The organism is Microcoleus vaginatus HSN003 (assembly GCF_022701255.1).
Taxonomy (GTDB): domain Bacteria; phylum Cyanobacteriota; class Cyanobacteriia; order Cyanobacteriales; family Microcoleaceae; genus Microcoleus; species Microcoleus vaginatus_B.
In genome coordinates this window covers 5,227,852-5,240,704 of the sequence record NZ_CP031705.1, presented here as the reverse complement: position 1 = coordinate 5,240,704, position 12,853 = coordinate 5,227,852, and the positions used below count along the sequence as shown (strand labels likewise).

Genomic DNA, 12,853 nt, shown 5'->3' with positions numbered 1-12,853 from the left:
AGTAGGAGCGACATAAGTGGCTCCTACTGCTATCGGATTTATCTTTTAAATATTGTTCACGGCCCCACCTGCGATCGCGGTTAAAATGGCCACGCCAAAAGCTAGCCGATACCACACAAACACCCAGGTGTTTTGAGTTTGCAGAAACTTGATCAGCCACGCGATCGACAAATAAGAAAATACAAATGCCGAAATCGTCCCCACTATCAAAGCTGCAACTCCAGCATCGCTGATTCCTTCTCCCACAGCACCCTTTAATTCTACTAATCCAGCCAGAGTAATTGCCGGAATTCCCAATAAAAAAGAAAACCGCGCGGCGGCGGCTCTTTCCAATCCCATGAACAATCCTGCTGTGAGAGTGGAACCCGATCGCGAACACCCCGGAATCAAGGCTATTGCTTGAGCTAATCCCATCAAAATACCGTCTTGAACAGTTAACTTTTCATAAGTGCGATTGCGCTTGCCAATTTTTTCGGCTGTTGCTAAAAGTAGCGACATGAATATCGAAGCAATGGCGATGCTGGCCAAACTTCTCAGTGGCGAGTTGTCAAAATCTGGAACCAATGCCTTGATTAGCAGCCCAAAAAAGAGTATAGGTATTGTTCCCAAAACCAGTCCCACCGCCATTTGAAATTCTTGCGATTTGAAGTCGCGCCGCACCACGGCATCTACAGCACCTAAAGTTATAGTTGTCAAGTCTTTCCAGAAATACCAAAGCACTGCCACAATGCTGCCCAACTGAATTACAGCAGTATAAGCAACCCCCGGATCGCCCCATCCTAGGGCGATCGGCACTACCTTTAAATGAGCGGTGCTGCTGATGGGCAAAAACTCGGTTAATCCTTGTACAATTCCTAAAATAAAGGCCTGCACCAGATTGATTTGAGCGGGCCCGGAAACATCAGCAGCGGGCGTTTGGGCGAGGAGTGCGTCAAGCAAAGCTATCATTAGTTGTAAATTCCTAGTTGTCAGTTTCTAGTTATCAATTGGATTTAAGATTTTGCACCTTTCTGGGAAGCTTGAAGTCCATCCCACAAATAAATTTTATTGGGGCGCGGACACTTCGAGCCCGGCCCTGAAAAGCCGATCGCAAATAGTGCTCTTCGGTCAGTATAATCGCCTTGTAGATCGCCACTATCAGCAATTTATGATAGTCGAGCCGAAACTACTTTAACCTACTCACCAACATTTGCCTACATTTTGCTGATAAACTTAGGAAAGTTTTTGCATCTGATTTCGATTTCCTTACAGCAAGTGCCAACACCCTATGATATTTCCTGAGAACAAAAATTCAATTGTTACTCCTGCTACTGGCCTAGGCTTGCTGCGGCGAATCTTGTCAGCGAGTCTTTTAACAGTCGCGATCGCACTTAGCTTGATACTGCTAACCGGCACGCCACCAGCCTTAGCAACTCTCACCGACGATCGCTTTGACGGTACAATCTTTGCCCTCTACGCCGGCAACGGTTCCCTAGTTCCTCCTAAAGTCAAGCTTGTAGATTCTTTCAAACGCCATAAACCCGTATTATTAGTGTTTTACACAGACGACAGCAGCGACTCCAAGCAATACGCGATCGTCGTCTCTCAACTCCAGGAATTTTACGGCCGCGAAGCCGATTTTATGCCGATAAGTGTTGACTCTTTGCCTCCGCAACCGTCACCGGAACTCACAGAACCGAGCCATTATTACGAAGGTTTTGTACCTCAAACTCTCATCCTCGACCAATCGGGAAAAGTAGTTTTTAACGAGAAAGGACAAATACCCTTTGAACAGGTTGATGATGCTTTTCGGAAAGTATTTGATTTGCTGCCCCGTGAAAAATCCCTCCCGCTAAAACGCCGCGTTGTGAACGAACTTAATGTCGAATTATCGAAGTAAAATGTTGCAATAAGTAATATCCGTTCCGGTTGCAGCGTAATTATTGTTGACCCTTCGACTTGGCTCAGCGCAACGCTGTTGACTATTGACTCGGGGTATAAAAACTGAGTGGGTGAGTGTTAACTGTTGACTCGATTTTATCATTCCGATGCAACTGGAAAGGATATAAGCTAACTTCCACAAACGATATACTGGCGAGGCCCGACTTCTTGAACAAGTCAGGTCTCGAATAGCTATCAAACCAATTCATATCGTTTCCGGCTGGATCGGGAACAATATTAAAGCTGAAAAAAGCGGCGCCGCCAAGTATGGAACAGTACGAGATAAAGAGAAATAAAAATGAAGTGGGCCAAGTATTGATAAAAGTTGGATATTGATCGGGTGACAAAAAATCCCTGATAGGGTTTTGGGTTAATTGCGGCTGAGTTTTGAGGATATTAAGAGGAATAGGCATCAAAATCAAAGAAGGCGGGTTTTTTGCCGTTTGTGCGGGCTCGGAAGTATGGTAGCAAAAAAACCGGGTTTATGAGTGCGATCGTTGATCTTCCCATCCCGCTGCTGTTTCAAGCCCTAGATGGGAAAATAGGTATTTTCCGGCTCTATTCCGCTATCCTTGCCGAGGTCGATCGCACTTGTTTCAATCCCTGATAGGGTTTTAGGTATTTTCCGGCCTTATTGCTCATCAAAGCCAACCACACAGCCAAGGGTTTCAATCCCTGATAGGGTTTTAGGTATTTTCCGGCTTGATTCAAGACATCAGAAACAGTATCGCCACTCGAGTTTCAATCCCTGATAGGGTTTTAGGTATTTTCCGGCGCGAACTGGCGCCGCTGCCGGAGCGACAAACCGAGTTTCAATCCCTGATAGGGTTTTAGGTATTTTCCGGCTGGTTTCGATTTCCTCTCAAGTAATTTTTTGTAGTTTCAATCCCTGATAGGGTTTTAGGTATTTTCCGGCGGTGTCAGGCGGGCAGAAATTGTGGAATTGGGCGGGAGTTTCAATCCCTGATAGGGTTTTAGGTATTTTCCGGCGGGCAGACCCTGAAGCCGAGCCAAACACCGAGGCGTTTCAATCCCTGATAGGGTTTTAGGTATTTTCCGGCTAGGTTTTGTGAGCCGTAATAGTCAGGAATGCCCGTTTCAATCCCTGATAGGGTTTTAGGTATTTTCCGGCGTGATGGGTATGGCTATGGCTACGGAAACACAAATGTTTCAATCCCTGATAGGGTTTTAGGTATTTTCCGGCCTGCCAGCGGTGATACTCCGGCAGAAGTCGCATTTAGTTTCAATCCCTGATAGGGTTTTAGGTATTTTCCGGCTTCTATATGGGCCTCTTAGTCCCATTCGATCCTGAAGTTTCAATCCCTGATAGGGTTTTAGGTATTTTCCGGCATCCTGTTGAAGGTGCTAAAATTTTTGCGCGACTGTTTCAATCCCTGATAGGGTTTTAGGTATTTTCCGGCTGGCTCCCGGTGTCGGACTAGCCCCTGAACTTTTTGGTTTCAATCCCTGATAGGGTTTTAGGTATTTTCCGGCAAGATCTTTTTTGTTCCTCGGTTCCATACTTGGTGTTTCAATCCCTGATAGGGTTTTAGGTATTTTCCGGCCAGAATTCACACAGATAGCCTGTGGATTGATGCGAGAATCCGGTTTCAATCCCTGATAGGGTTTTAGGTATTTTCCGGCTTGCCATGCCTCCTCCTAAGTTTTACTTCTAGGTTTATAGTTTCAATCCCTGATAGGGTTTTAGGTATTTTCCGGCCCGGCCCGCCGCCAACGCCACAGCCGAAGCATTTAGTTTCAATCCCTGATAGGGTTTTAGGTATTTTCCGGCCTTAACAGGGACAACGGCAGGCTCTAAAGTAGTCATGTTTCAATCCCTGATAGGGTTTTAGGTATTTTCCGGCTATGTGGCAGTCCTACCCACAGGAAAACGGAAGAGTTTCAATCCCTGATAGGGTTTTAGGTATTTTCCGGCAACATAAATTCATTGTTGACACCAGCGGCACCGGGTTTCAATCCCTGATAGGGTTTTAGGTATTTTCCGGCTCACGACCGCCTAAAAAATTAAAATGCCCTGTGGTGCTACAGTTTCAATCCCTGATAGGGTTTTAGGTATTTTCCGGCAATTCCCCCCAAGGCGAGCGCACCTCCACCAAAGTTTCAATCCCTGATAGGGTTTTAGGTATTTTCCGGCCTGCCCCAAGCTTCTTCTGCTTCGTCGTATTTACAAGTTTCAATCCCTGATAGGGTTTTAGGTATTTTCCGGCGGTAGATAGGCAGTTTCGGAAAGTAAGTCGCACCTGTTTCAATCCCTGATAGGGTTTTAGGTATTTTCCGGCACTAAATCTTTAGAAGGTGTCCAAGTTACAGGTCACGTTTCAATCCCTGATAGGGTTTTAGGTATTTTCCGGCTTAAGCCAATCAAGCATTTCCGCTTGGACTCTAGTTTCAATCCCTGATAGGGTTTTAGGTATTTTCCGGCCCAACTTGATAGTGGGTTCCAGCTTCCAGCCCAGTTTCAATCCCTGATAGGGTTTTAGGTATTTTCCGGCAGCGGCCAGCATTGCCTATACCCAGTTTTGCCCTCCGTTTCAATCCCTGATAGGGTTTTAGGTATTTTCCGGCCGCTTGTGAGCGATCGACCGTGAGTGTCGGTTGAGTTTCAATCCCTGATAGGGTTTTAGGTATTTTCCGGCATGGGCAGAAATTCAATTTTCATTAATGCTTTATTAATGTTTCAATCCCTGATAGGGTTTTAGGTATTTTCCGGCCTGATGTTCCGTTGTACAAAGGTGAGTTAATTAGTTTCAATCCCTGATAGGGTTTTAGGTATTTTCCGGCAAATACCCTTGACAGCCAGAAGTTTGGACTAGACCGTTTCAATCCCTGATAGGGTTTTAGGTATTTTCCGGCTCAATCGAAAATGAGTCGATCCCGTTAAGTGGGTTTCAATCCCTGATAGGGTTTTAGGTATTTTCCGGCCACCTCCTGGCGAGCGCGGATTAGCTGAGTGATGTTTCAATCCCTGATAGGGTTTTAGGTATTTTCCGGCCGTTCAGGAGCGTTTCTTTTCCCAACAACATCATGTTTCAATCCCTGATAGGGTTTTAGGTATTTTCCGGCACGACCAACAAGTACGGATTCCCAGTGAGACACAGGTTTCAATCCCTGATAGGGTTTTAGGTATTTTCCGGCTCTCTAAGCCTGCATAGGCTGCGTGGTAAGGTGAGTGAGACACAGGTTTCAATCCCTGATAGGGTTTTAGGTATTTTCCGGCTGTTAGCTTCAATCCCTGGTAGGGTGTACTTGCTCGTTTCAATCCCTGATAGGGTTTTAGGTATTTTCCGGCGGAGAATCGCCCCATAGTTGGCAGCCCCTACCTCAGTTTCAATCCCTGATAGGGTTTTAGGTATTTTCCGGCAGTCAAATAATGGCGTCACCATTAACAGAAAAAGTTTCAATCCCTGATAGGGTTTTAGGTATTTTCCGGCCTGGCGCAGCCGACAAACACGGGAGAAGAAACCACCGGTACGTTTCAATCCCTGATAGGGTTTTAGGTATTTTCCGGCCTTCGATCGCCAGTGCCAAGCCCAATAAATCGAACAATCCCGTTTCAATCCCTGATAGGGTTTTAGGTATTTTCCGGCCAATATTTTCGTCTAGCGTAGCAATACTGATATACCAGTTTCAATCCCTGATAGGGTTTTAGGTATTTTCCGGCTGCCGCGTCGGAGTGCTGTTTTGTCATCATCGTCGTTTCAATCCCTGATAGGGTTTTAGGTATTTTCCGGCACAAATGGCGAGAGACTGTAGGACGGAATGACCAGTTGTTTCAATCCCTGATAGGGTTTTAGGTATTTTCCGGCACCAGCTTTAACAGCCCAGTCCATAGAAAACTCAATGTTTCAATCCCTGATAGGGTTTTAGGTATTTTCCGGCCTTGGGCAAGTGCGGACTGACAAGCTTGTTCGACTGTTTCAATCCCTGATAGGGTTTTAGGTATTTTCCGGCAAAATCCGGGCAAATTCGTGACACTTGATTTGGGTTTCAATCCCTGATAGGGTTTTAGGTATTTTCCGGCATGGGTTGAACAAATAGTAGCCGTTTAGAGGTAAGTGCTTTGTTTCAATCCCTGATAGGGTTTTAGGTATTTTCCGGCGCCATCCCATTTGTGTATCGTTCCTCGTAAATTACTTGTTTCAATCCCTGATAGGGTTTTAGGTATTTTCCGGCCTGAATTTCTGCGATCGCACGAAGCCCGCATTCGGCGTTTCAATCCCTGATAGGGTTTTAGGTATTTTCCGGCCATCAAGAATGGCAGCAGCACGATGCTGGTAGAAGAGTGGGTTTCAATCCCTGATAGGGTTTTAGGTATTTTCCGGCCTTCGTTAGTGGCGGAAGAATCTCCGCTAGTGGGAGCGTTTCAATCCCTGATAGGGTTTTAGGTATTTTCCGGCTCTTGACAAAATTTCTTGGCTAGGGTAGTTCCCTTGTTTCAATCCCTGATAGGGTTTTAGGTATTTTCCGGCCCACCGCAGACACCGAAAAAAAGAAAGAAAAACCAGGGTTTCAATCCCTGATAGGGTTTTAGGTATTTTCCGGCCGCCCGTTCCAGAAGCCTTGCTGTATTTGGTTTTCAACGTTCATTTGGGTCTGTATTAGCAAAAATACCATTTCAGCCTCCGGCCTGTCAATACCCTATTTAGACTTTCCCCCTCAAACCCTTATCATATAAAGGCTTCAGCAATTGTGTCTGCCGTTTTCCCCAGGAATCGGCCTCAAACCCTTACATAAATTGGATTACAGCCCACAAAATTAACCTCTCGAATTTTACACCCAGCAACAGACGCATTTTTCCCAAAAATATACGTCGCGCCCAAAACCCGCAGACAGCCACAATTCTCTTCATAATTATAAGCTGTCGAGCAAAATAGATCAGAACCCTTAAACTTCAAACCATGACCAAAACCTTAATTCCCGTAATACTCGCCGGCGGTAAAGGCGAACGCTTCTGGCCCCTCAGCCGCAAGCAGCGCCCCAAGCAGTTTTTGAGTCTCGACGGTAGCGGCAAGAGTTTGCTGCAAGCTACAGCAGAAAGACTATTAACATTAGGTAACGGCTGGGACGATTTGTGGGTGGTAACGTCGGAAATGTTGGCTGCGGGAGTCCGGGAACAGTTGCCGCTTTTACCTCCTGAGAACTTGCTGGCGGAACCCGAGGGCCGCGATACTGCGCCAGCGGTGGCCTGGACTGCTATAGAAACTGCGAAGCGTTACGGCGAAGATGCGGTGGTGGGTTTTTTTCCGGCGGATCACTGGATTGGGGAACCGGAGGAGTTTGTCAAGACTTTGGAGGCGGCGGCCGAGTTGGCGAAAAATCAGGATGCGATCGCCACTTTGGGAGTAAAACCGAGTTATGCTTCCACCGGCTACGGCTACATCGAACAAGGCGAGGAAATTGGCAGTTTTGGAGGTTTTCCAGCCTATCGGGTGGCGAGGTTTACCGAAAAGCCCGATCGCACAACTGCGGAAGAATTTGTAGCCAGTGGCAAGTTTAGTTGGAACGGCGGAATTTTTGTATTTCGAGTTGGAACAGTCTTGACAGAATTGCGAAATCATGTACCGGAAATGATGGCAGCTTTGGAAACAAAAGGCGCGCAGGCGTACTCGGAATTACCCAAAATAAGCATCGATTACGCCCTGATGGAGAAGACGCAAAAAGCCTGTGTTCTGCCCGTAGGCTTTAGCTGGGACGATTTGGGTGATTGGAATGCGATCGGCCGTTTGCTGCAAGGAGATAAGCCTAATGTCGAGTTAGCAAAACACGTCGGAATTGATACCAAGGGCGGCATTTTTTATGCAGCGGATGAGAATGAAGTCATCGTCACCATTGGTTTAGAAGATGTCGTAGTTGTCAGAGATGGCAATGTGACTTTGATTGTGAAAAAGGACAGGACGCAGGAGATTAAACAGGTAATTAAGGTTTTGGGAGAAGATGAGAAGTTGAAAGATTTGCTGTGAAGGTGAAATGAGGCAGCACGACACGGATTCTGAAGACGGATACACCAACTATTCATCACTGTTTATCCAGGCATTCGTTTTTGAATCTGTGTTGTGCCTTACTCTTCACTTTATTTACATAATTTCTTCTAAATTCAACACAAAACCAGGCAGTACATCTTCCCCTGATAGAGTGGCAGGATTTTCGATAATTTCAACATCTTGACCGGGGCGATAAATTTCTACCCGCCGATTTTGCCTGTCAATTAACCAACCCAATTTAGCACCGTTATCTATATATTCTTGCATTTTCTCTTGAAGTTTTTTCAAGGAATCAGTCCGAGAACGCAACTCAACAACAAAATCTGGACACAAAGGAGCAAAACTCTCTTTTTGTTCCGGTGTTAAAGCATCCCACCGTTCTTTTTTGACCCAAGAGGCATCAGGAGAGCGATCGGCACCATTGGGGAGTTTAAAGCCTCCCGAAGAGTCGAAAACAACTCCCAGTTTAGTTTCACGGTTCCAGACTCGGAGTTGAGATGTTAAATCGGCATTACGCCTGCTAGTTTCACTGCCTGTCGGTGGCATAATAATTAATTCCCCTGATGCTGTACGTTCAAATTGATAATCGCGGTTGTGCTGACAAAGCTGAAAAAATTGCTCGTCACTTAAGTTGATGGATAATTCGATCGAGTTGGTAGGAAATTGGATGGCAATCATGTCTCTTATACGGTATTAAACACATTGAGAATCTGGTTTGTAATAACTTACTCATTCAATTATTTGAGACAAGTTTTCAAGTCAATAAATTTAATTATAAAAATATCATGTCTGCTTTAACTGTATATTACTATGAGGAGCAATGCCACGGCCAAAGACCGATCGCCCCCACACCCCAAAATTCGTGAAGCGAAGCTATCCCGTAGGGAATCGCACCCTTTCGCCCAATTTATTCCCCAAGACACTGGTCAGCCCGGTCAACAGCGCTATCCTAGTAGTTATATAGCCCTTAAACCCGATCGACCCGGAGGCCCCTTGTTTAGCCTAGTTCAAAACAATTCTCGCAAAGGAGAAATTCTAGAGGTCGTCTTCCGCAACGGTTGGGACTACATGAAAAGCCTCCTAACCGGCCGCAAAACCGACGCACCCAGTCTCCCAACTCCAGCAGTTCTCCGCAACATCCTCGTCGAATTAGGCCCAGTATTTGTCAAATTGGGACAATTGCTGAGCACCCGTCCCGACCTTTTGCCGGCCGTCTACATCGAAACCCTCTCCACGCTACAAGCGGAAGTGCCGCCCGTACCCTGGTCGCAAGTAGAATTTATCGTCCGCAAGGAACTCACACAATCCCTCGAAGATACCTTCGCCAAATTTAACACTCAAGCCATCGCCGCAGGTTCGATCGCCCAAACCCACAAAGCTACTTTAAAAGACGGCCGCGAAGTCGCCCTCAAAGTTCAGCGCCCCGGTATTGATATTGTCATCGAACAAGACATCGCCGTGCTCCGAGGTTTGGCAGAACTTGTCATGCTCACAGACTTCGGTCAACAATACGATATTGTCGCCCTAGCAGAAGAATTTGCGATCGCCCTGCGTGCAGAATTAGACTTCATTCAAGAAGCCAGCTATACAGACGAACTGCGCCGCAATTTATCTAAAAGTAAATGGTTTGACCCCACACAAGTTGTCTTACCAGAAATTAACTGGGAGTTGACCACAAAAAAACTCTTAGTAATGGAGTGGCTGAACGGAGTCCCGATTTTGTTAGGCGATTTGCAAGGAATTCGCCACAAAGGAGATATAAATGCCGAACGCGAAGAAATTACAACCCTACTTTGCCGCGTTTTCTTCCAGCAGTTGTACATCGACGGATTCTTTCACGCAGACCCGCATCCCGGCAATTTATTTTATCTAACAGACGGCCGGATAGCTTTGCTAGACTGCGGTATGGTCGGCCGATTAGACCCGCGAACTCAACAGAATTTGACAGAAATGTTGCTGGCCATTGTCGATTTAGATGCTCAGCGTTGCGCTCAATTAACTTTAGAAATGGCAGAATTTGCTCAGCCGACAAGTTTAGTTAATCTAGAGAACGATTTAGCTCGAATGCTCCGCAAGTATTACAATGTCAGCTTGTCACAAATGAACTTGTCGGAAATTTTTTACGAGGTGCTGGAAATCACCCGTAAAAATAAAATTCGACTACCCAGCAATCTCGGTTTGTATGCAAAAACTCTAGCTAATCTGGAAGGACTGGCGCGCTCTTTTAATCCCCGATTTAATATTGTAGAGCAGGTCAAACCCCTGATGACCGATATGTTTCGGCGTCAGTTATTAGGAGATGATCCAATCCAAGCTCTGCTGAGAACTGCCCTGGATCTCAAAAGCTTATCTTTGCAATCTCCGCGACAGGTGGAAGTGCTTTTAGACCGAGTTACTTCGGAAACTTTGAAGTGGAACTTGACACTAAAAGAACTCGATCCACTACGCCGCACTCTGGGCGATTCTGCGAACCGACTTTCTTTTAGTATTGTCGTGGGTTCGCTGATTGTAGGGGCAGCAATTATTTCTTCTAACGCACAAACTTCTCAGTTATCTTTTCTGAGCACTGGTTTGTTTGGGGCGGCGAGTTTTTTGGGTTTTTGGTTGATTATTAGCATTCTCAGGTCAGGCCGTTTGCGGAGTTGATTGGAAAGGGGAAATAGGGAAAATCATGAGATATAGCAATCCTTTCGGGAAACGCACAACTGGCTTTTTTTGTGAACAAACCGCGAAGACGCTATATTGAGGTCAATGTTGAGAATAGAAGAGAAAGATTTCATGATTTATGCCAGGAGTGCTATAGCAATCCTAAATCATTTGTGAATTTCTTACTCCCTCCCCTTAGTAAGGGGAGGGTTGGCGTGGGGTAAAAAATTTTCGACTCCTTTAGGACTGCTATCGCATACTCAACTGTTAAGCAACATCTCTGACTTAAGATAGGCGATCGCCCGCAGCAATTAAGTCTAAGCTAGGAATTGTTCGATCGACCTAAATGAGGAAAAAAACATGAGTAGCGGTCACGCCAGCCATAAAGGCTCTTCCACAAAACCCAATACCAACACTAACGGTCAAATTACATCCCCTGCGGACCAACCCGCTGACCCGCTAAATCAAGAAACATCCGGTTATCCGTTCCATAATGAAGCAATGGAAAATCCTGTAGCGACCGCGCGGCCCGACGAAGAGGCTGAGTCTGGCGAAACACAGCAATAGTTATATCGATTAAATTAGCACCGATATGCTATCTGCGAGGCGGTTCATTAGATTTTTGATAACAACTCACGTTTGTACTAATTACATCTTGTACCTGTCCCCAGAGTCTGCCAGAGATTCCAATCTCGGTCGGGCTCTTTGGGCAGGTTCAGTAGTACCTAAAAACTTCACAACTAAAAACTCAAGTCCTTACGAGAAACCTATTTTACATAAAATTAAAGTTAGGAATTATTGCTAAATGAGCGGGATTAACCCAGTAGTGGAACAGGAAAAATTGCCGGAATTGGGGCTGGTCTGCATTACAACATCCGATGCAGTGCGCTTTCGCACTGTCACGCGGAAACGACTTTTACAGCTTTCGGAAACTGAACAAGAAAAAGTATTGCGCGAGCTTTATACAGACAACTTAAAAAGGCTTGACAAAGCGATCGACTTCTGTTCAGCTAATCAGATTAAGCTCTACCGGATGACTTCTGCACTGTTCCCTTTTGCAGATACAGATTTGGGGGAAGCGGTGCTACACTCCATGACTGAGGAATTGCGGATTACGGGCGATCGCGCAATTTCCCTCAACATCCGTTTGGTACTCCACCCCGATCAATTTGTCGTGCTCAGTTCCGACAAGCCTGATGTCGTTGCCAACAGTATTAAAATTCTCGCCACTCATGCTTTAATTTTAGATATGTTGGGACAGCCCCGATCGCCCTGGGCGCTGATGAACATTCACGGCGGCAAGAGCGATCGCACTTCGCAACTCCAGTCAGTCATCCGCGATTTACCCGAATCAATTCGATCGCGCTTAACCTTTGAAAATGACGAATACGCTTACAGTTCCTCGGAAATTTTAGAAGTTTGTCTCGATACCGGCGTACCAATGGTTTTTGACGCCCACCACCACGTCATTCACGAACATTTAGAAACTTACGACGATCCCAGCGTTGCCGAAATGCTCGCAGCAGCCCGCACAACTTGGTCTGTTCCTGAATGGCAATTAGTACACATATCGAATGGAAAAGAGTTTTTTACCGATCCGCGCCACAGCGATTTAATCACAGAAATGCCTAATTGCTATTATCAAGCTCCTTGGATTGAAGTAGAAGCTAAATTCAAAGAATTAGCTATTGAAAAGTTGCGCGGTGAATGGTTGTCTGTGAATGTTCCACAACTTAGCACTGTCTCATAGGGGGAAATTTTACTAACAATAATTGCCTAAAACCAATCATCTCGAAAACCCGCCCCCACCCAACGGTAAATCCCAAGAACAGGCAAGATGCCTGTTCCACAAAGAATGAATTTTATTGTGGGGTGAGTGTCCCGCAAGAACAGGCAAGATGCCTGTTCCACAAAGAATGAATTTTATTTTGGGGTGTCCCGCCCGCCCGGTTTAGTCCGACAATCCGACAGGGGTTAAAAACCCCTGTCTCATAGCTAAAGTCCTCTAAAAGAGGACTAAAATAGATAGATATTGAGATCGTATTTCCAGTCGGTTTTAACTTACATCTTGCACTCTTGTCAAGAACAGGCAAGATGCCTGTTCCACAATAAAATTCATCTCTTGTGGAACAGGCATCTTGCCTGTTCCTAAACAAGTAATTGAGAATGTTGCAATATCTCAGTTTTAACCGAATTTAGCATTCTGGCAGGGGTTTAAACCCCTGCCGGACTGTCGATAACCCGACCAATACTGGACTGCCGGAATAAGAGAAAACCGCGTTAAT

The 12,853-nt window shown here is 45.7% G+C and carries 7 protein-coding genes and 1 CRISPR repeat array; of the genes, 5 read left to right on the top strand and 2 right to left on the bottom strand.

All coding sequences use genetic code 11. From position 1 onward, the window contains the following. Positions 1–45: 45 nt before the first annotated feature. A complete protein-coding gene (locus D0A37_RS22665; protein WP_242717749.1) occupies positions 46–948 on the bottom strand; it encodes an undecaprenyl-diphosphate phosphatase in 903 nt (300 codons plus the stop codon). Between the two features lie 319 nt (positions 949–1,267). On the opposite strand from D0A37_RS22665, the gene D0A37_RS22660 reads away from it, so the two are divergent. Beyond that, complete coding sequence (locus tag D0A37_RS22660) at positions 1,268–1,879, top strand: thylakoid membrane photosystem I accumulation factor (RefSeq protein WP_242717747.1); 612 nt, start codon at positions 1,268–1,270, stop codon at positions 1,877–1,879. A 634-nt stretch (positions 1,880–2,513) separates the two neighbouring features. Further along, a CRISPR array of direct repeats spans positions 2,514–6,484; the repeat unit is 37 nt; unit sequence GTTTCAATCCCTGATAGGGTTTTAGGTATTTTCCGGC. Positions 6,485–6,839: 355 nt separating this feature from the next. Then, complete coding sequence (locus D0A37_RS22655; RefSeq protein ID WP_242717745.1) at positions 6,840–7,901, top strand: mannose-1-phosphate guanylyltransferase; 1,062 nt, start codon at positions 6,840–6,842, stop codon at positions 7,899–7,901. A gap of 114 nt (positions 7,902–8,015) precedes the next feature. Here D0A37_RS22655 and D0A37_RS22650 read toward each other — a convergent pair whose 3' ends face one another. Next, the gene (locus tag D0A37_RS22650) at positions 8,016–8,600 is read right to left on the bottom strand and encodes a Uma2 family endonuclease (protein ID WP_242717743.1); all 585 of its coding nucleotides are present in this window, start codon (positions 8,598–8,600) and stop codon (positions 8,016–8,018) included. A gap of 315 nt (positions 8,601–8,915) precedes the next feature. On the opposite strand from D0A37_RS22650, the gene D0A37_RS22645 reads away from it, so the two are divergent. The 3 genes from D0A37_RS22645 to uvsE all read left to right on the top strand — a co-directional run bounded on the left by D0A37_RS22645 (position 8,916) and on the right by uvsE (position 12,318). Further along, positions 8,916–10,568, top strand: coding sequence for an ABC1 kinase family protein (locus D0A37_RS22645; RefSeq protein ID WP_242725704.1), 1,653 nt, complete (start codon positions 8,916–8,918; stop codon positions 10,566–10,568). A gap of 360 nt (positions 10,569–10,928) precedes the next feature. Next, positions 10,929–11,135, top strand: coding sequence for a hypothetical protein (locus tag D0A37_RS22640; RefSeq protein WP_242717741.1), 207 nt, complete (start codon positions 10,929–10,931; stop codon positions 11,133–11,135). A gap of 238 nt (positions 11,136–11,373) precedes the next feature. Beyond that, positions 11,374–12,318, top strand: coding sequence for a UV DNA damage repair endonuclease UvsE (uvsE, locus tag D0A37_RS22635; protein ID WP_242717739.1), 945 nt, complete (start codon positions 11,374–11,376; stop codon positions 12,316–12,318). The last annotated feature ends 535 nt before the right edge of the window (positions 12,319–12,853 follow it).

Coding starts and splice junctions, on each gene's coding strand:
- D0A37_RS22665 (WP_242717749.1), bottom strand. CDS start 948: ATGATAGCTTTGCTTGACGCACTCCTCGCCCAAACGCCCGCTGCTGAT.
- D0A37_RS22660 (WP_242717747.1), top strand. CDS start 1,268: ATGATATTTCCTGAGAACAAAAATTCAATTGTTACTCCTGCTACTGGC.
- D0A37_RS22655 (WP_242717745.1), top strand. CDS start 6,840: ATGACCAAAACCTTAATTCCCGTAATACTCGCCGGCGGTAAAGGCGAA.
- D0A37_RS22650 (WP_242717743.1), bottom strand. CDS start 8,600: ATGATTGCCATCCAATTTCCTACCAACTCGATCGAATTATCCATCAAC.
- D0A37_RS22640 (WP_242717741.1), top strand. CDS start 10,929: ATGAGTAGCGGTCACGCCAGCCATAAAGGCTCTTCCACAAAACCCAAT.
- uvsE (WP_242717739.1), top strand. CDS start 11,374: ATGAGCGGGATTAACCCAGTAGTGGAACAGGAAAAATTGCCGGAATTG.